16 protein-coding genes are annotated in these 19036 nt (G+C 47.8%); 1 reads left to right on the top strand and 15 read right to left on the bottom strand.

The window, feature by feature from the left end; all coding sequences use genetic code 11:
• Positions 1–4 precede the first annotated feature (4 nt).
• The 14 genes from ABR335_RS13145 to ABR335_RS13210 all read right to left on the bottom strand — a co-directional run bounded on the left by ABR335_RS13145 (position 5) and on the right by ABR335_RS13210 (position 14057).
• Positions 5–1195: a CDP-glycerol glycerophosphotransferase family protein gene (locus ABR335_RS13145; protein ID WP_350346237.1), complete on the bottom strand. Its 1191-nt coding sequence runs from the start codon at positions 1193–1195 to the stop codon at positions 5–7.
• Entirely contained in the window at positions 1188–1586 is a 399-nt protein-coding gene (gene tagD, locus ABR335_RS13150; protein ID WP_013858674.1) for a glycerol-3-phosphate cytidylyltransferase, read from the bottom strand. The genes ABR335_RS13145 and tagD overlap by 8 nt, the downstream gene beginning before the upstream one ends.
• 383 nt (positions 1587–1969) lie before the next feature.
• Complete coding sequence (gene uvrA, locus ABR335_RS13155; protein WP_350346238.1) at positions 1970–4834, bottom strand: excinuclease ABC subunit UvrA; 2865 nt, start codon at positions 4832–4834, stop codon at positions 1970–1972.
• Complete coding sequence (gene uvrB, locus ABR335_RS13160; protein ID WP_014095838.1) at positions 4821–6821, bottom strand: excinuclease ABC subunit UvrB; 2001 nt, start codon at positions 6819–6821, stop codon at positions 4821–4823. Before uvrB ends, uvrA begins: the two co-directional genes overlap by 14 nt.
• A 181-nt stretch (positions 6822–7002) precedes the next feature.
• Complete coding sequence (locus tag ABR335_RS13165) at positions 7003–7248, bottom strand: DUF2164 domain-containing protein (protein ID WP_014095839.1); 246 nt, start codon at positions 7246–7248, stop codon at positions 7003–7005.
• A 14-nt stretch (positions 7249–7262) separates the two neighbouring features.
• The gene (locus ABR335_RS13170; RefSeq protein ID WP_014095840.1) at positions 7263–7508 is read right to left on the bottom strand and encodes a CsbA family protein; all 246 of its coding nucleotides are present in this window, start codon (positions 7506–7508) and stop codon (positions 7263–7265) included.
• A gap of 86 nt (positions 7509–7594) precedes the next feature.
• Positions 7595–8239 carry an HD domain-containing protein gene (locus ABR335_RS13175; protein ID WP_328004505.1) on the bottom strand — a complete coding sequence of 215 codons (645 nt, stop codon included), beginning with the start codon at positions 8237–8239 and terminating at the stop codon, positions 7595–7597.
• Positions 8240–8354: 115 nt separating this feature from the next.
• Positions 8355–8573, bottom strand: coding sequence for an EamA family transporter (locus tag ABR335_RS13180; protein ID WP_350346239.1), 219 nt, complete (start codon positions 8571–8573; stop codon positions 8355–8357).
• Between the two features lie 158 nt (positions 8574–8731).
• Positions 8732–9517: a phosphate ABC transporter ATP-binding protein PstB gene (gene pstB, locus ABR335_RS13185; protein WP_350346240.1), complete on the bottom strand. Its 786-nt coding sequence runs from the start codon at positions 9515–9517 to the stop codon at positions 8732–8734.
• Positions 9518–9544: 27 nt separating this feature from the next.
• Positions 9545–10366: a phosphate ABC transporter ATP-binding protein PstB gene (gene pstB, locus ABR335_RS13190; RefSeq protein ID WP_235601114.1), complete on the bottom strand. Its 822-nt coding sequence runs from the start codon at positions 10364–10366 to the stop codon at positions 9545–9547.
• On the bottom strand, positions 10350–10715 hold the full coding sequence (locus tag ABR335_RS13195) for a hypothetical protein (protein WP_017551686.1): 366 nt from the start codon (positions 10713–10715) through the stop codon (positions 10350–10352). The genes pstB (ABR335_RS13190) and ABR335_RS13195 overlap by 17 nt, the downstream gene beginning before the upstream one ends.
• Positions 10712–11596: a phosphate ABC transporter permease PstA gene (pstA, locus tag ABR335_RS13200; RefSeq protein ID WP_035189110.1), complete on the bottom strand. Its 885-nt coding sequence runs from the start codon at positions 11594–11596 to the stop codon at positions 10712–10714. The genes ABR335_RS13195 and pstA overlap by 4 nt, the downstream gene beginning before the upstream one ends.
• Positions 11593–12447, bottom strand: coding sequence for a phosphate ABC transporter permease subunit PstC (gene pstC, locus ABR335_RS13205; RefSeq protein ID WP_350346729.1), 855 nt, complete (start codon positions 12445–12447; stop codon positions 11593–11595). Before pstC ends, pstA begins: the two co-directional genes overlap by 4 nt.
• Before the next feature lie 722 nt (positions 12448–13169).
• The gene (locus ABR335_RS13210) at positions 13170–14057 is read right to left on the bottom strand and encodes a phosphate ABC transporter substrate-binding protein PstS family protein (protein WP_179234284.1); all 888 of its coding nucleotides are present in this window, start codon (positions 14055–14057) and stop codon (positions 13170–13172) included.
• Positions 14058–14277: 220 nt separating this feature from the next.
• Here ABR335_RS13210 and hemG point away from each other — a divergent pair, with 220 nt between their 5' ends.
• On the top strand, positions 14278–15690 hold the full coding sequence (gene hemG / locus ABR335_RS13215; protein ID WP_014095852.1) for a protoporphyrinogen oxidase: 1413 nt from the start codon (positions 14278–14280) through the stop codon (positions 15688–15690).
• A 1553-nt stretch (positions 15691–17243) separates the two neighbouring features.
• Here hemG and pnpS read toward each other — a convergent pair.
• Positions 17244–19031 carry a two-component system histidine kinase PnpS gene (gene pnpS, locus ABR335_RS13220; RefSeq protein WP_350346241.1) on the bottom strand — a complete coding sequence of 596 codons (1788 nt, stop codon included), beginning with the start codon at positions 19029–19031 and terminating at the stop codon, positions 17244–17246.
• Positions 19032–19036: the final 5 nt, after the last annotated feature.

Consider the following 19036-nt stretch of genomic DNA (forward strand, 5'->3'; position numbering starts at 1 on the left):
TATTTTAACTCCTCCCGGAAGCAGGTTTCCTACTATATTGATACAAATATGTGATTAAATTATAACTGGAATTTCCTGTAGAGTAGTGATTCCAAATGCTTGAAAAGTTAATAATCCGCTTCATGTCGAAATTATCTGCTTTAATGTACTGAATAATCTCTTCAGTATAAAAAGCTAAAGGTCCAGGTACCATTCGCTCATATTCTCCCCAAAAACCTCGATTTTCCTGATAATATTTTAAATCATACGGATAAAATATCATAGGTTTATTTAAAAGCGCAAACTCAAAGGGAATGGATGAGTAATCGGTAATTAAAAAGTCAGTTACGAGCAATAATTCGTTTACATCCACGTCCTTCGGGCAGTCAATGATAAAATCATGACGTTGGTTCAAACCCGCCCCTTTATTGACAGCCGGATGAAATTTCACAACAAAAATATACTCATCCTTCAGTTCATCATAAAGCCGGTCCCAATCAAGCGGCACTTCAAAATGATCCAGATGCTGGTCCCTGAAAGTCGGGGCATACAAGATCACTTTTTTCTTTTGAAAGGCAGGATACCGTTTGTACAGCTCCCTCTTTATGTCCCGGATCCTGTTTTGGTCAAAAAAAAGATCGGTCCGTGGTATGCCTGTGCAAAGAAAATTTTCAGGAGGAAGCCCGAAAGCCCTCATAAAAATATGCTTCATTTTTTCAGACCCCACCACTACCCGGTCAAAATGGGCATACACTTTTTTAAACCGTTTCAATGCACGCTTGCCCCTCGTGTGGATCGTTTTGTCTTCAAGGCCAAACGTTTTAACAGCCCCTGCTGCATGCCAGAGCTGGATGCATTCCACCCCTTTTTTAAACCGGGCGGCAGCCAGGAAACCGTAATAATTATCGACAATCACAAATTTCGATGTCGCAATGTTGTATATGCTACGGATAAAATGCTGCAAATTTTTCATTTCAAACAGAAATACCTTCTCTTGCCGGACGGTTTCCGCAACACGGCGGTAGCAGGAAGAAGTACAAACGAACGCTACCTGAAAAGGATCAGGATGCTTTTTCAATTCCTCATACACATATAAACTGTTCTGCTCAAATGAAACGACAAATGTGATTTTCCTTTTCAAAGGAAAAATTTTACACAATGTAAACAGCACGCGAAAAAGCAGTAAGTATAAGGAAATGAACAGTTCCCTAACCATTTTTCACAGAGAAGAGGTCCTTCTTAATTTTTGACGTAGAGATGCCGACCGTTCGCGGCAGGTAAACCACTTCGCAATAATCCTTTAGGAAATCAAATTTGCCTTTCCAGTCATCGCCCATCACGAAAACATCGACATTGTATTTTTTAATATCGTCTATTTTTTGTTCCCACGAATGTTCCGGTATGACCTGGTCAACGTAACGGATCGCTTCCAAAATTAATTTCCGGTTTTCATAGCTATGGTACGATTTTTTATTTTTGATTTCGTTAAATTCATCCGATGAAAGGCCGACGATTAAATAGTCGCCTAATGCTCTTGCGCGTTTCAGTAAATTGATATGCCCCCAATGGAGAAGGTCAAAAGTTCCATATGTGATTACTTTTTTCATACAGTTCTCTCCCTGCTAAATGTAATAGGCAACATTCCTGCACAATGCGACACTTTTCATTATTTTTCCCTAATCTTTACTTATTATATGTCTATTTCAAGCAGAATTCAAATACTTCTTTAATAAGTGCCCTACGTACAAGAGACCCCCTCCCGCTAGCGGGGGAGGAGCACCATAAAGTTAGCACCCCGATTTCCCACATAATAGAAAAAATTGCCAAAAGGCGCCGTACATCCCGCATTCAGTTATTCATCCGGCGTAAAGAAAACGCGGGCGTCCGGGCCTTTAGGCGAGAGCAAAACCGTAGTTGCACTTATGCGCTAGGAAAGTAGAAACTGAAAAATTTATACTTTCCTATTAGCCGAAAAAACGGTAAGCATGCCTCAGCGCGCCAGGTTTTCTATTTCTTTTTCCATTCTTTCCCGGTCGCGTTCCAACACCGGTTTCAAATATTTTCCGGTGTAGGAGGTTGGGTGTTCCGCAACTTTTTCCGGCGTACCGGTAGCAACAACGGTTCCGCCGCCATCTCCGCCTTCCGGTCCGAGGTCAATGATATAGTCGGCGGTTTTGATGACATCGAGGTTATGCTCGATCACAAGCACCGTATCGCCGTTTTCCACCAGCCGCTGCAGCACATCAAGCAGTTTGGCAATATCATGGACGTGAAGGCCGGTTGTCGGTTCATCCAAAATATAGAAAGAACGGCCGGTCGAACGCCGGTGCAGTTCGGATGCGAGTTTCACGCGCTGCGCTTCTCCACCGGACAGGGTTGTTGCCGGCTGCCCGAGTTTGATGTAACCAAGACCAACATCCGCGATGGTCTGCAGTTTCCGTCTGATTTTCGGAATGTTTTCGAAAAACGCAATCGCATCTTCCACCGTCATATCGAGGACATCTGCAATATTTTTGCCCTTGTACTGGACTTCGAGCGTTTCACGGTTATACCGTTTGCCGTGGCATACTTCACACGGTACGTACACATCCGGCAAAAAGTGCATTTCAATTTTGATAATCCCGTCGCCGTGGCAGGCTTCACAGCGGCCGCCTTTGACGTTAAAGCTGAACCGCCCTTTTTTATAGCCGCGGATTTTTGCTTCGTTCGTGGAAGCAAACACGTCGCGGATATCATCGAACACGCCGGTATAGGTCGCCGGGTTGGACCGCGGCGTCCTGCCGATCGGGGACTGGTCGATGTCAATGACTTTTTCGAGATGCTCAATGCCCCTGATTTCTTTGTAAGCGCCCGGTTTTGCTTTTGCACGCTGCAATTTTTGGGCAAGGGCCTTATGCAAGATTTCATTGACAAGCGTGCTCTTTCCGGAACCGGAGACGCCGGTTACGGCAATAAACATGCCGAGCGGAAATTTTACATTTATGTTTTTTAAATTATTTTCTTTTGCGCCTCTGATTTCAATAAAACGGCCGTCCCCTTTCCGCCGTTCAAGAGGGAGCGGGATGAATTTCTTTCCGGATAAATACTGGCCGGTGAGTGAATCCGGATTTTTCATAACTTCGCGCGGCGTGCCGGCCGCAACAACCTTTCCGCCATGGACGCCTGCCCCCGGGCCGATGTCAATTAAATAGTCTGCGGCAAGCATGGTATCTTCGTCGTGTTCGACAACAATAAGCGTATTGCCGATATCGGCCATTTGCCTGAGCGTTGCAATCAGGCGGTCATTGTCGCGCTGATGGAGGCCGATCGACGGTTCATCGAGAATGTATAAAACGCCTGTAAGCCGCGATCCGATCTGCGTCGCAAGCCGGATACGCTGGGCTTCACCGCCGGAAAGCGTACCGGCAGAACGGCTCAGCGTCAAATAATCGAGGCCGACATTAACGAGAAAACCGAGCCGGGATTCGATTTCGCGCAGGATCAGCCGGGCGATCGCCTGCTCTTTTTCCGTCAATTCAAGATGGGCAAAAAAGGTGCGGGCTTCCGCGATCGAGTAATCCGTCACTTCACTGATATGTTTCCCGCCCACTTTCACAGCAAGGCTTTCCGGTTTCAGGCGGTAGCCTTTGCATTTCGGGCATGGCTGCTGGGCCATATATTTTTCCATCTGCTCGCGCGTAAAATCGGAACTGGTTTCGCGGTAACGGCGTTCGATATTGTTCAGTACGCCTTCAAATTGAATCATATTGTCGCGCACCTGGCCGAAATCATTTTCATAATGGAAATAAATCCGTTCATTGCCGGATCCGTATAAAATGATCTCCATCTGATGCTTTGGCAAATCTTTTACAGGCGTGTCCATATCAATGCCAAAATGCTCGCACACCGCTTTTAAGAGCTGCGGATAATATTGTGAGCTGATCGGTTCCCACGGGGCGATCGCGCCTTCATTGAGCGTAAGCGAGGCGTCCGGAATGACAAGGCTTGGATCCACTTCAAGCTTTGCCCCGAGCCCGTCACATTCCGGGCAGGCGCCGAACGGGCTGTTGAACGAAAACATGCGCGGTTCCAGTTTGTCGATCGAAAAGCCGCAAATCGGGCAGGCAAGGTGCTCGCTAAACAGCAGTTCCTCTTCCCCGATCACATCAATTACCACACGCCCGTCCGCCAATTTCAGCGCTGTTTCAAGCGAATCGGCCAGGCGGGGCTCAATTCCGTCTTTTACGACAATACGGTCAACAACGATATCAATGGAATGTTTTTTGTTTTTGTCCAGCTCTATTTCTTCGCCGAGGTCGAGCATTTCCCCGTCAATGCGGACACGGACGAAACCCTGTTTCTTAATATCATCCAGCAGTTTCACATGCCGGCCTTTTTTACCCGATACCACCGGGGCAAGCACCTGGAGCCGTGTCCGTTCCGGGTATGCCATGATCCGGTCCACCATTTGTTCGACCGTCTGAGAAGCAATTTCAATGCCATGGTTCGGGCAGATCGGGTGGCCGACGCGGGCATACAGAAGCCGCAAATAATCATAAATTTCTGTTACCGTCCCGACGGTGGAACGCGGATTGCGGCTCGTTGTCTTCTGGTCGATGGAGATTGCCGGGGAAAGGCCTTCAATCGCATCCACATCCGGCTTGTCCATCTGCCCTAAAAATTGCCGGGCATAGGCGGACAGCGATTCAACATAGCGCCGCTGCCCTTCCGCATAAATCGTATCAAATGCGAGCGAAGATTTTCCGGACCCGGACAATCCCGTCAGCACAACAAGCTGGTCCCGCGGCAAGGTTACATCAATATTTTTTAAATTATGAACACGGGCCCCTTTTACTTCAATTTTATCTAATACCATTGTGGTCGTCACCTGCTTTCAGTTCTAAAAGGGCATCACGGTACCGGGCGGCTTGCTCGAAGTCAAGCGCTTTTGCCGCTTCTTTCATCTTTTCTTCCAGTTCTGCAATCATCCGTATGCGTTCTTCTTTCGTCAGCGGCTTTTTCGTTTCTTCCGCTTCATACGGCGTTGCATCTTCCGCCGCATAGGTCGCGTGGATCGTATCGCGGATATCTTTTTGGATCGTTTTCGGCGTGATGCCATGTTTTTTGTTATAGGCTTCCTGGACGGTACGGCGCCGTTTCGTTTCGCTGATCGCTTTTTCCATCGAATCCGTGATTCTGTCGGCGTACATGATCACTTTGCCGTTTGCATTCCGGGCGGCGCGGCCGATCGTCTGAATCAGTGACCGTTCGGAACGCAGGAAGCCTTCCTTATCGGCATCGAGAATGGCAACAAGCGACACTTCCGGGATGTCCAGCCCTTCCCGGAGCAGGTTGATGCCGACAATACAATCATATTTGCCAAGACGGAGGTCGCGGATAATTTCAATCCGTTCGAGCGTTTTTACTTCGGAGTGGAGATACTGGACTTTAATGCCCACTTCTTTCAAGTAGTCCGTTAAATCTTCCGCCATTTTTTTCGTCAGTGTCGTGACAAGCACGCGCTCATTTTTTTCAATCCTGTCCTGAATTTCCCCGAGTAGGTCGTCGATTTGCCCTTCGATCGGCCGCACCTCAATTTCCGGATCCAAAAGGCCTGTCGGGCGGATAATTTGTTCCACCATTTTCGGCGTATGCTCAAGTTCATACGGCCCCGGTGTAGCGGATACGCAAATCATTTGCGAAATATGTTTTTCAAATTCCTCAAACCGGAGCGGCCGGTTGTCAAGCGCAGACGGCAGCCGGAACCCGTGGTCGACGAGCACCTGCTTGCGCGCCTGGTCCCCATTAAACATTCCCCTGATTTGCGGGAGCGTAACATGGGATTCGTCAATGACGAGCAGAAAATCTTTCGGGAAATAGTCCAGAAGCGTATACGGCGTCGAACCGGGCGGGCGCAGCGCCAAATGGCGGGAATAGTTTTCAATCCCGGAACAAAAGCCCATTTCCCGCATCATTTCCAGATCATAGCGCGTTCGCTGTTCGAGCCGTTGCGCTTCGAGCAGTTTACCGTTATCGCGGAGCTCTTTCAGCCGTTCTTCAAGTTCCGCTTCAATATTCCGGATCGCAATCTGCAGTTTCTCATTGCGCGTAACGAAGTGGGAAGCCGGGAAAATCGCCACATGGTCGCGGTCACCGATAATCTCGCCGGTCAGCGCGTCGACTTCGCGGATCCGGTCAATTTCGTCACCGAAAAACTCGACACGAATGCAGTGTTCATCGCGCGAAGCCGGGAAAATTTCGACGACATCGCCGCGCACACGGAACGTCCCGCGCTGGAAGTCAATATCATTGCGGGCATACTGAATATCAACAAGCCGCCGCAGCAGCTGGTTCCGCTCAATTTCCATCCCGGTCCGGAGCGAGACGACAAGCTCGCGGTATTCTTCCGGCGAACCTAAGCCGTAAATACAGGAGACGCTCGCAATAATAATGACATCATTGCGCTCAAACAGGGCAGACGTTGCCGAGTGCCGCAGTTTGTCAATTTCATCATTAATGCTTGCATCTTTTTCAATATACGTATCGGTTTGCGGCACGTACGCTTCAGGCTGGTAATAATCGTAATAACTGACGAAATACTCTACTGCATTGTTCGGGAAAAACTCCTTAAACTCGCTGTACAATTGCCCGGCCAGCGTTTTGTTGTGGGCAATGACAAGCGTCGGCTTATTCACTTCTTTAATCACATTCGAAACCGTAAACGTTTTTCCCGTTCCGGTCGCCCCGAGCAGTGTCTGAATCTTTTTGCCTGCACGGATGCCGTCCACAAGCTGGCGGATCGCTTCCGGCTGGTCCCCCTCCGGCTTGTATTTCGAAACAAGTTCAAAAGCATGCTGTTCCATCCATGAGCCTCCTTAACCGGCATCATCTATTTCAACCTTAAAAGGCGTTCTTCGTCTTTCAGTCTTTTTATTTTAACATAAATCCTGCCCTGTCTCCAACAAAAAGCGAACAAGTTTTCTATCTTTTTCATAAGAAAGAACGGTAAGGATTTTCCCTACCGCTTTTAGGAACGGATGGCCGTTATTTCACCGGGATTTCCAGAGCGTACCATTCTTCTTCAAGACGTGCATTTTGCCCTTCCCATATTTTCTTCGCATCCTCAATTCCCTTATTATAGTAGTGTGCCGCAAGCTTTTCCTGAAAAAAGTCAAAATACGCCTGTGCGGCAATCACGCCGATTTCTTCACCTGTCTGTTCCCAGACAAATTGCTGTATTTCCCGCAGAACCCGCTGCTTTTCTGCAGGGTTCATTTTGAATCCGGTCATGGGCGCCTCCGTCTTCATTTTTTCATTCCTTTTTTCATCTTTGCCTTCCGTATCATTGTATTAGCAAAATAAAACCCGATTGTCAATGAAGCTGCATCCACGATATACACCGGCCACGTGCGCGTATAGCCTTTATAAACGGAAGCGACAATGAGCGCAACCGTAAGGATCAGCCCAATCACCTGGTTAAACGTAACCCGCGAAAAAAAGATGACGAGAAAGCATGGAAAAACAGCGGCTACCACCAATTGAACGATCATCCTCACCCCACTCCAAGCCCTTTCTTCTGCTATCCCTATTTTTTAACATTCCGCCTGAAAATACAAGAAAAATCATTGAAAATGAATTATCTTTTGAATTCATTTTCAATGATTTCATCTGTAATGCCGCGCAACTGGCTCCGTTCGATAAATCGTTCTGCGAGCAGATCAGGCAAAATGGACGTTAAAAAGTATTGGACAGATGCAAGCCCCGAAAACCGCAAAATGGTCCGCAGCGATTCCTCGTAAATTTCCAGAAACAGCGGCTCCGGATTGCCTTTTTGAATTTCCCCAAAAGATTCATACAAAAGATCGACTTTGTCGGAAACGGATAATATTTTTCCTTCCAGCGTATCGTCCTTGCCTTCTTTGAACAAATCAAAATAAATTTCCCGGTATTCTTCCGGAAATACGCCGTTGATAAAGTTTTTCGTCATTTCTTCCTCGACCTGTTTGAACAACTCATGCAGCTCTTTTGAAGAATATTTGACCGGCGTTTTGATGTCGCCTGTAAACAGTTCCGGATAATCATGATTCAGCGCCTTTTGGTAGAGCGCGCGCCAGTTCACTTTATTGCCGGCTTTCTCTTCCACATGGCCGAAAAACTGGGCGATTTTTGCCACTTTAAAAGAATGGGCTGCCACCGAGTGTTCTTGAAATTTAAATTTGCCCGGGCAACGGTAAATTTTTTCCAGGTCAGACAAACTTTTAAAATATTGGTGAACCCCCATCCTGCTCCCTCCTTGCTGTCCGATTTTCTTTTCTTATAGGATTGGGACTGGTTTTTTGATATTTCCACTATTCTAGAAAAAAATAAACCCAGCGTCAAGCAACTGGGTTTAAAATCTACATGGTAAGGAAAAATGCCCCTGTAATGACCAGCAGAATCCCGAACCATTTTCTCCTGTTCATTTTTTCCAACAAAAAAAGGGAAGAAAGGATCAAGGTCCAAATATATGTGATGGATGTTAATGGATACACAATCGTATACGGCATCATTTTCAGCAACTGAATATTCAGCAATGCCCCTAATACATAGAGAACACCGCCAATATCAAGATTCAATTCTCATCGGAGATGATTTTTTATGAAAAAGAATGAGTAAAAGACATTTTTTATATGTTTTTACGCATAAGAAAATGGAAAAGAACAGCCAAACAGTCACCCTCTCAGCTGAACTTGAATGGAAGTGCTTTCCTTCACCTGTCAAGCGATGGAAAGGATTAGCCGAACCGTCCTGAAATATAGTCTTCTGTCTGCTTCGATGCAGGATTTGTAAACATTTTGGTTGTTTCAGCGAATTCCACCACCCTGCCATTCAAAAAGAAAGCGGTATGTCCGGACACGCGCATCGCCTGCTGCATATTATGGGTGACGATAATGATCGTGTATTGTGCTTTCAATTCGAGGATCAACTCCTCAATTTTTGCGGCCGATACCGGATCAAGTGCCGATGCCGGTTCGTCCATTAAAATAATGCCCGGTTCAACCGCGAGCACCCTTGCAAGCACAAGCCTTTGCTGCTGCCCGCCGGAAAGCCCCGTGGCAGAGGTGTGAAGGCGGTCTTTCACTTCATCCCACAGCGCAGCCTGCATCAAACATTTTTCTACGATTTCATCCAGCACATGCCGGTTTTTAACACCGTGGATGCGCGGACCGTACGCGACATTATCGTAAATGGACATCGGAAACGGATTCGGGCGCTGGAAGACCATGCCGACATTTTTTCTTAATTGGACAACATTCGTTTTTGGCGCATAAATATGTTCGTCTCCAATCGTAATATGGCCTTCCATTCGGAAACCGGGGATGTTGTCATTCATTCGGTTCAACGTCCGCAAAAACGTGGATTTTCCGCATCCGGACGGGCCGATCAGTGCTGTCACATGCTTTTTTGGAAATGCCAGATTGATATCGTAAAGGGCTTGAAAGTTTTTATAAAACACATTCACACGCTCAGCCCGGATAGCCGTTTGGTTATCTGCCCGTTTTTCCAATACTGCTGCCATTTTGCATTTCTCCTTTTCCACCGGGATTTAACCGAAAAAGCCGGATAAGTAGTCCCTTGTTTGTTGGTTTTCCGGTTTCGTAAACATTTTCGTCGTGTCCCCCGCTTCGATCAGTGCACCCATGTAAAAGAAGGCGGTTTTGTCGGAAATGCGGGCGGCCTGCTGCAAATTGTGCGTGACAATGGCAACGGTATAATCTTTTTTCAGTTCGAGCATCAGTTCCTCAATTTTACCGGTTGAGACCGGATCGAGCGCCGATGCCGGTTCATCAAGAAGCAGGACATCTGGGTTCATGGCGAGCGCCCTTGCGATACAGAGCCGCTGCTGTTGGCCGCCTGATAGGGCAAGCGCGGACGTATGCAGGCGGTCCTTCACTTCATCCCATAATGCTGCTTTTTTTAAGCTTTCTTCGACAATTTCTTCCAGCCATGCTTTTTTCTTCACGCCATGGTGCTTTGGGCCGAACGCGACATTTTCAAAAACCGATTTTGCGAACGGATTCGGGCGCTGGAACACCATGCCGATATGCTTCCGGATTTCAAAAACGTCCGCGCCGGGCCGGGTGATGTCGGCTCCTTTATAAAAAATCCCGCCGGACATCCTGCAGCCTGCAATTTCATCATTCATGCGGTTCAGGCTCCGCAAAAAGGTGGATTTTCCGCATCCGGACGGGCCGATTAATGCCGTCACCTGATGTTCGGGAAACGCGAGGCTAACATTTTGGATCGCTGCTTTTTCCCCGTAAAAAACACTTAAATTTTTGGTTTCGATGATAATGTTCTGTGCTTCCGGCATCTGCCCAGGGATTTCAACCGCGGGTAGCACTATTTTTTCATTCCGTGCCAGCATCGATACTGCCATGGGTCATTCCTCCTTTTATTGTGAAATGATTCAGGTGGATCTGTTTTTTGTCTTGGCTAAAAGGAAACGTGTGCAAGCCTAGCGTTTGATACGGATGGCCGTTACCAGTTTTTGGACCGGTACATGCCCAACCTCTTATGGCGAACTCAACCGATTGTCGAGCTGTTTGCTTCTCATTCTCGCTAAGTAAAAACGAGCTATGATGCCAAACAGACGTAGCGTTGTTAGTTTTTGAACATCCCCACTTATCCGGTTGCGAAGCTGTTGCTTTTAATCCTGCCATGCACCGATTTGAAAGCAGGCACGGCACGTTTCCAAATGGATACGGTGCCTTCATTGCGAAGTCATCCGGTTGTGGAGCCATTTGCCGATAAACCTTGCTGAAAAATTAAAGATAAGCACAAACAGGATCAGCACTGCGGACGCGCCGCTTGATACGGACGCGGCATCCGGCATGAGGCCTTCCCCGTTGATTTTCCAAATGTGCACAGCCAATGTTTCAGCCGGGCGGAGCGGGTTCAGCGGAGAGTTCATGCTGAACGGGTTCCAGTTTGAAAAATCAAGATTCGGCGAGCTCATGCCTGCTGTATAAATTAGGGCTGCCGCTTCGCCGAAAACGCGCCCGGAGGCCAAAATAATCCCGGTGATGATCCCCGGCAACGCAGCCGGAAGCAGCACCGATTGAATCGTTTCCCATCTTGACACCCCAAGTGCAAGGCCTGCTTCCCGCTGCGCTGGCGAAATGGCACGGAGCGAATCTTCCACGACCCGGACCAGCAGCGGCAAATTGAAAAGCGCCAATGCAAACGCGCCGGACAAAATCGAAAATCCCCAGCCCATCGACAGGACAAAGAACAGAAAACCAAACAGCCCGACCACAATAGACGGAAGCGAAGACAACACTTCAATCGCCGTCCTGAGCAAATCCGTCAGCCGGTTTTTCCGTGCATACTCTGCCATATAAATACCTGCGCCAAGTGCGATTGGCATGCTGATCGCCATTGTCAACACGAGTAAATAAAAGGAATTGAACAACTGTGGCCCGATTCCCCCGCCTTCTTTAAAGGTTTGGGGAGGGGACGAAATGAATGACCAGCTAACGTGCGGCAGCCCTTTTACAAGAATGTATCCGACGAGCCCCGCAAGAATGGCGACGATAAACATGGCAATGAAGTAAAGAACGGATGTTGCGATACGGTCCGCCATTTTTGCTTTCATGATGCATCCCTCCTGCGGCCGATAAAACGGACGATGATGATAAAGACGAGCGACATGAGCAGCAGCACGAGCGCTAGCGTCCAAAGCGCGTTATTTTCCACGCTTCCCATCACGGTATTGCCCATGCCCATCGTTAAAATGCTTGTTAAAGTGGATGCCGGTTCGAACAATGAACGGGGCATCACCGTTGCGTTGCCAATCACCATCTGCACCGCGAGCGCTTCGCCGAATGCCCGGGCCATCCCGAAAATAATAGCCGTTAACAAACCCGGCCGCGCCGTCCGCAGCACCACTTTGTAAGTCGTTTGCCAGCGCGTCGCCCCAAGCGCAAGCGAGGCTTCCCGGAGCGAATCGGGAACAGCACGGATTGCATCCACCGACAAACTCATCACAGTCGGCAAAATCATGATCGCAAGCACAATGGTTCCTGCCGCAATGCCAAAGCCGCTTCCTGATATATGTTCACGAAGAAACGGGACGACGACACTTAATCCAATAAATCCGTAAACAACCGACGGAATGCCGACAAGCAATTCGATGACCGGCTGCAACATTTTTTGCCCCCGTTTAGCGGAAATTTCCGTCATAAATACAGCCCCGCCGATTGCAAGCGGCGCACAAGCGATAGCGGCAAGAAATGTGACAGCAAAGGAACCGGTTATCATCGGCAAAGCCCCCGCAACCGGGTTTCCGGCAGCATCCTTTTTACCCGGGTTCCAGTCCTTTCCGGTGAAAAATTCTAAGACACTGGCATGATGTTCAAAGAAAAGGGCAAGCCCTTTTGTTGCGACAAAAATAAAAATTGATGCGGCCACAATCGCCATCAAAGCAATGCAAATCAGTGTCATCATTTTCCCGCGCCGTTCTATTTTGATTTTCGAACGCGGCTTAGCTTTATTTTTGACAACCTGTTCTGTCCATTTGAGTGCATTTTCACTCACGTTGTTCTATCCCCTTCCGGTTACGGTTTCTAAAAACGGGCATGGTTGCCGCTTTGATTGCCGAACTCATTTCTGCTTTGCAAGCAACCTGCTTTGCCCGATCGGCTGCTTGTGCTTTTACATGGTCTATCCCTTTCAGTTGCGGTTTTGAAAAACGGGCATGGTTGCCACTTTGATTGCCGAACTCATTTCTGCTTTGCGAGCAACCTGCTTTGCCCGATCGGCTGCTTGTGCTTTTACATGGTCTATCCCTTTCAGTTGCGGTTTTGAAAAACGGGCATGGTTGCCACTTTGATTGCCGAACTCATTTCTGCTTTGCGAGCAACCCGCTCTGCCCGCTTGGCTGCTTGTGCTTTTACATGGTCTATCCTTTTCAGTTGCGGTTTTGAAAAACGGGCATGGTTGCCGCTTTGATTGCCGAACTCATTTCTGCTTTGCGAGCAACCCGCTCTGCCCGCTTGGCTGCTTGTGCTTTTACATGGTCTATCCTTTTCAGTTGCGGTTTTCAAAAAAGGACAAGACAAGCAGAAATGTGCCGCCGGACGTGCCCCGGATAACCGGAAACCGTATCGTTCTGGCGATCATTCTGCTGCTTGCATCAGTTCAGAGCTCCGCAAAGTTTTAAATCCACTTTATTTTGTTGTAACGTTTCCGCTTGCATCCCGTTCAACTTGCATTTCAGAAATAGGCATGTACCCGAGTTTCGGAACGAGGTTTTTTTGCACTTCATCCGAAAGCATGTAATCTATAAACTTTTTCGTTAAGCCTTTTGCCTTTCCTTTTGTGTACATATGTTCATAAGCCCAAATTTTCCATTTGTTTGTTTTGACGTTCTCTTCTGTCGGTTCAACGCCGTCCACTTTTAAAGCTTTGACTTTATTGTTCATATAAGAGAATGCGAGATAGCTGATAGCCCCCGGTGTTTCGTTGACAATTTTTTGCACAGTACCCGAAGAGTCCTGTTCCTGCGCCTTCACTGCAGTAGCGCCATCTAAAGCCTGTTTTTCAAAGACGGCCCGTGTGCCAGATCCTTCCGCACGATTGATCACAACGATTTTCAGGTCTTTTCCGCCGACTTCTTTCCAGTTTTTAATTTTTCCAGTGAAAATGCCGATCAGCTGCTGTTTTGTCAGGTTATCGACGCCGATATCCTGATTTGCAACCGGCGCAAATCCGACAACCGCAACTTTATGGTCCGTAATTTTGCTTGCGTCAATGCCGTCTTTTTCCTCGGCAAAAACGTCAGAATTCCCGATTTGGACAGCGCCTTCCGCAACTTTGCTCAATCCAGTTCCGCTGCCGCCGCCCTGTACGTTAATGGTTGCTTCAGGATGATCATTCATATATTGTGTCGCGGCTTCCTGCACAAGCGGCTGGAGTGCGGTTGAACCGACAGCCGTGATGCTTTCCTGTTTTGCGCCCTTGCCGGATACTGTCGTCTCTTTTGTGTTCCCGCACCCGGCTGCAATCACTGCGAAAATCGTGAATAAGCCAAATACCGCTGCAAACTTTTTCTTCATTTTTTTGCCCCCTGTTTTTTATTGGCTTGCTCCTTGCACTTTTAAAGATAATCGTGCGGTATTAAGCAGATATGAATGGAATGTTAAGAGTTTGTAAAGATGATAGAACCAGGTGTAAGATTTTAAAGGGTGATTGTCACATTTTAGGCAAAAACATAAAAAATAGAAGAAACCGGTTTGTTTATAATAGAAGTAACAGAGGCTGAACGGAGGTATAAAATTGAAATCGGTCGTGATCATTGGCGGGGGCATTACGGGCCTTACCGCATTGTACGAGCTTCATAAACAGATTGAAAAAACAGGGGCACAGGTATCCTTGGCCCTTGTGGAAGAAAATCCGGAAGCCGGCGGAAAGCTCCGTACCGTCCGGAAAGAGGGTTTTATTATGGAAACGGGCGCGGATTCGATCGTTGCCCGCAAAAAAGGGGTAGCCGGGTTTTTGAAAGAACTTGGGCTTGAAAACCGGATCCGCCACAATGCTACCGGCATCTCGTATCTTTACCGGGAAGATGGGTTAAAACCGATTCCGCGAGAGGCAGTGTTTGGCATTCCGGCAAGTTTGGATGCCCTTTTTGGCAGTGAACTTGTTTCAACGAAAGGGAAACTGACGGCGCTGAAAGATTTGTTTACGAAAAACCATTCTTTTACAAAAGACAGTTCAGCCGGAGAATTTTTGGAGGCTTTTTTCGGCAAAGAACTGGTGGAGAAACAAATTGCGCCGGTGCTGTCCGGCGTTTACTCCGGCAATTTGTATGAACTGACATTGGCGACAACAATGCCGTTTCTTGTCGATTATAAAAATCGGTATGGCAGCATTATGAAAGGTTTGTCCGAACATAAGCAAACTTTCTTGTCTCCTGAGAAGAAAAAATTTGTATCGTTTAAAAACGGTTTGTCCGAACTGGCTGACCGCCTTGAGGAAAAGGCAGCGGGCGCTGACATCATAAAAGGCGTGAAAGCAGTTGCGCTTGAACGGCACGAAAAAGGCTATACTGTTGTATTGTCGGACGGGCGCAGGCTTAAAGCAGATGTGGTGGTGCTTGCCGTACCGCATGCTGCAGCGAAGAAACTGCTTGCGAACCCTGCTTTGGATAAGGAATGGGATCAGTTTAAGGCCGCTTCGGTGATCACCGTTTATCTTGGTTTTGACGTGCCGGATGCAGTCTTGCCGAAAGACGGGACAGGTTTTATTGTTTCTGGCGGAAGTGGGCTCGTTTGCAATGCCTGCACATGGACAAGCCGGAAATGGCCGCACACGTCGAAAAATGGACGCCTGCTGTTGCGCTTGTTTTATAAAGACGCGGATGCCGCACTGTTTAACCGGCTGAATGCGATGGATCAGGAGGGCCTGATTGAAACGGCGCTGAAAGATGTGCGGCAGGCGCTCGGGATAAGTGCACAGCCAGTGGCAGCGGAAGTGACAAAATGGCTGGGCAAGATGCCGAAGTACGATTTGCACCACCGTCAGAGGGTAGAAGCGCTAACCAAAAAGCTATCAGCAAGCGACCCGGACGTGGTGCTCGCCGGTTGCTCTTACTACGGCGTCGGCATCGCCGATTGCATCGTGAATGGAAAAGAAACGGCGGGAAAGGTAATGGAAAAACTAAGGGAGCAGGGCAGTTTAAATGTGTAAATCATGTATTGCCGAATGGACAAAACTTGCAAAGCTTTGTTCATTCGGCATTTCTGTTGAAACCCGCAGACAAGATTGGCTGCACTGATCGGGCAAAACACGGATCGGCCATTTTTATCTTGTCTATCCTGAAAAGATGCGCCGGTTGATTTTTTATTTTTCCACTGGTGCCTCAGTGAATGTGGTTTTGACGTCTAATTAGACAAAACTTACGGAGGTCAGGAGGGTTTGTCTAATTAGAACGCCTAACGGAACAAAGCTTGCGGGGAACGGGAGCTTTTTGTCTAGTTAGACCCGCCAATTGGACAAAGCTTGCGCCGGGCGCGGGCCTTTTGTCTAATTGGAACGCCTAACGGGACAGTTCTACCGGAGATGCAGTTCCTGCTCTTTTGTCTTACAATCCAATTATGAAAGACATTTCGAATTGCAGCTCGCCCCTTTTGTCCTTCATTCAACTTATGAAGGACATTTCAGCTTGTGGTTCGTCCCCTTTTGTCCTTCATTCCGCTTATGAAGGACATTTCAGACTGCGGTTTGTCCCCTTTTGTCCCTCATCCCGCTTATGAAGGACATTTCAGACTGCGGTTTGTCCCCTTTTGTCCCTCATCCCGCTTATGAAGAACGTTTCGGCTCGCAACTCTTGCCCTTTTGTCCTTCATCCTGCTTATGAAGGACATTTCAGACTGCGGTTCGCACCCTTTTGTCTTTCATTCCGCTTATGAAGGACATTTCAGACTGCGGTTCCAACCCTTTTGTCCTTCATTTAACTTATGAAGGACATTTCAGCTTGCAGTTCGCCTACTTTTGTCCTTCATCCCGCTTATGAAGGACATTTCAACTTGCAGATCGCACCCTTTTGTCCTTCATCCTGCTTATGAAGGACATTTCAGTTTTTGTATGTTAAGGAAGCTCAAAAAAAAGACGGCCTTTCTTCACATAGAGAGCGTCTATGTTAAGAAAGCGCGGAAAAACGAACACCTTCCTTAACATAGGGCGCGTCTACGTTAAGAAAGCGCGGAAAAACGAAGACCTTCCTTCACATAGAGCCCGTCTATGTTAAGAAAGCGTGGAAAAACGTAGACCTTCCTTCACATAGAGCGCATCTACGTTAAGAAAGCGCGGAAAAACGAAGACCTTCCTTCACATAGAGCCCGTCTATGTTAAGAAAGCGTGGAAAAACGAAGGCCTTCCTTTACATAGAGCCCGTCTATGTTAAGGAAGCGCGAAAAATTGACGGCCTTTCTTTACATAGAGCCCATCTACGTTAAGGAAGCACGGAAAAACGAAGACCTTCCTTCACATAGAGCCCGTCTACGTGAAGAAAGCACGGAAAAACGAAGACCTTCCTTTACATAGAGCCCGTCTATGTTAAGAAAGCGCGGAAAATTGACGACCTTCCTTTACATAGAGCCCGCCTATGCTAAGGAAGTAAGCAAAAACGAGGCGCTTCCTTCACATAGAGCCCGTTTACGTTAAGAAAGCAAACAAAAACGAAGCGCTTCCTTCACATAAAACGCGTTTATTATCCGCAAAAAGCAACAGATCGGACGCTTTTAAACAGCGTCCGGCCTGGTTTGCGTCCGCGGCAGAGTGACGATAAAGGTGCTCCCTTTTCCTTCCTCGCTTTCAACCCGGATTTTACCATGGTATGATTCAACAAGATGCTTAACAATCGCAAGGCCGAGCCCCGTACCGCCGGACTGCCTTGACCGGGCTTTATCGACCCGGTAAAACCGTTCAAAGATGCGCGGCAAATCCTTTTCGGAAATACCGATGCCTGTATCGCTTACAATCAGGTCCAGCTCATTTTCCCTTTCGATCAGGCTGATTTCAATCCTGCCTTTATCCGGCGTATAAGCAATCGCGTTCGTAACCAAATTCAACAGGATTTGGCGGAGCCGGTCTTTGTCTGCTTCCATCATGACGTGCCGCTTTTGTGGCAGGACAAGTTCCAGCTGTTTCTTTTCTATTCTCTTCCGCATCGTTTGGGCGGTCTCTGCGACAACATCCACCACATTGAGCTGTTCCATTTTCAACGGAATGCGGTGCTGCTCGATCCTGGACAAATCGAGAATGTCGGAAATGAGCCGGTGCAGCCGGTCAGACTCGTCATAGATGATCTTTAAAAATTCCCTGAGTGTCGCTTCATCATACATGGCACCGTCTAATAACGTTTCCGCAAACCCTTTGACAGAGGTGACAGGCGTTTTCAATTCGTGGGAGACATTTGCAACAAACTCGCTGCGGATCTGCTCAAGTCGTCTCGTTTCTGTTACGTCGTGCAGGACCGCCACAACGCCGCGCAGCTCTCCGCTCTCCCCGACATATGGCGCAATATGGGCATCGAGAATGCGCTCTTTCGGGTAATAAAGATGGACCTCGTCCCGAAACCGTTCACCCGTTTTTAATGAACGATCGATCAGCTGGCTGAGCCCGAAACTTTTTCCCGCTTCGATATGGCGCTTTCCAATCAATTCGCCGGACGACAAACCCGTCATTTCTTCCATTGCCCGGTTCACGAGCATGATCCGCCCCGATGTCTGAATAAGCATGACCCCGCTGTCCATATTTTCCAATACGGCGGTCAGCTGCTGCTCGTTTTCATCAATCTCGTTCATTTGCTGCTTTAAGTTATGGGCAAGATTATTAATGGCTTTTGTCAGCTGCCGCAATTCCCCGCTTGCATTGACACGGACACGGCTGTCATAATCTTTTTCAATCAGGCGGTTGCTAACCTCAATGCTCGCTTCAATCGGGCGCGTAAATTTCCGTGCCAGCACATAGCTGATCCAGCCGGAAATGAGGAAGGCCACCGCCATTGCAAGCCCGAGGCTGAACCACAATCCTTTTAGCACAGCATCAATCCGGTTAAGCGCAATGGAGGTCCGGATGACTGCGATAACTTTCCCATTTTCTTTTACCGGATTTGCGACATACATCATATTGTACCCGAGCGTATGGCTTGAGCGGATGGACTCACCGCTTGCTTTATGCTGCCTTATAACCTGCCTGAATTCCGGTCGGTTTGCGTGATTTTCCATCTTTGCCGGATCATCGTCCGAATCTGCGAGCACTTTCCCGTTTGTATCAATGATGGTAATACGCGGTTCGTGGTTGGAATAATAATGCCGGACTTTTCCTTGCAGTACATCCGGCTTGTCTTTGAATGTTTGCGGACGGATCGTTTTCATCAGTAGATCTGCATCCTGGGAAAGCTGCGTGCGCGCCATGTCCATATATGTATGTTGAATCATATCAGCAACGAAAAAACCGATAGCCAGCAATACGGCGGCCAAAATCGATAAAAATGCAATAAAAATGCGGATCCATAATTTATTCATTGCAT

It is taken from the genome of Heyndrickxia faecalis (assembly GCF_040267745.1).
Taxonomy (GTDB): Bacteria; Bacillota; Bacilli; order Bacillales; family Bacillaceae_C; genus Weizmannia; species Weizmannia faecalis.

Coding starts and splice junctions, on each gene's coding strand:
- pstB (WP_235601114.1), bottom strand. CDS start 10,366: ATGCTGGCACGGAATGAAAAAATAGTGCTACCCGCGGTTGAAATCCCT.
- uvrB (WP_014095838.1), bottom strand. CDS start 6,821: ATGGAACAGCATGCTTTTGAACTTGTTTCGAAATACAAGCCGGAGGGG.
- uvrA (WP_350346238.1), bottom strand. CDS start 4,834: ATGGTATTAGATAAAATTGAAGTAAAAGGGGCCCGTGTTCATAATTTA.
- tagD (WP_013858674.1), bottom strand. CDS start 1,586: ATGAAAAAAGTAATCACATATGGAACTTTTGACCTTCTCCATTGGGGG.
- pstC (WP_350346729.1), bottom strand. CDS start 12,447: ATGATGACACTGATTTGCATTGCTTTGATGGCGATTGTGGCCGCATCA.
- ABR335_RS13175 (WP_328004505.1), bottom strand. CDS start 8,239: ATGGGGGTTCACCAATATTTTAAAAGTTTGTCTGACCTGGAAAAAATT.
- ABR335_RS13170 (WP_014095840.1), bottom strand. CDS start 7,508: ATGATCGTTCAATTGGTGGTAGCCGCTGTTTTTCCATGCTTTCTCGTC.
- ABR335_RS13210 (WP_179234284.1), bottom strand. CDS start 14,057: ATGAAGAAAAAGTTTGCAGCGGTATTTGGCTTATTCACGATTTTCGCA.
- ABR335_RS13145 (WP_350346237.1), bottom strand. CDS start 1,195: ATGGTTAGGGAACTGTTCATTTCCTTATACTTACTGCTTTTTCGCGTG.
- ABR335_RS13165 (WP_014095839.1), bottom strand. CDS start 7,248: ATGACCGGATTCAAAATGAACCCTGCAGAAAAGCAGCGGGTTCTGCGG.
- pstA (WP_035189110.1), bottom strand. CDS start 11,596: ATGAAAGCAAAAATGGCGGACCGTATCGCAACATCCGTTCTTTACTTC.
- pstB (WP_350346240.1), bottom strand. CDS start 9,517: ATGGCAGCAGTATTGGAAAAACGGGCAGATAACCAAACGGCTATCCGG.
- pnpS (WP_350346241.1), bottom strand. CDS start 19,031: ATGAATAAATTATGGATCCGCATTTTTATTGCATTTTTATCGATTTTG.
- ABR335_RS13195 (WP_017551686.1), bottom strand. CDS start 10,715: ATGAAGGCACCGTATCCATTTGGAAACGTGCCGTGCCTGCTTTCAAAT.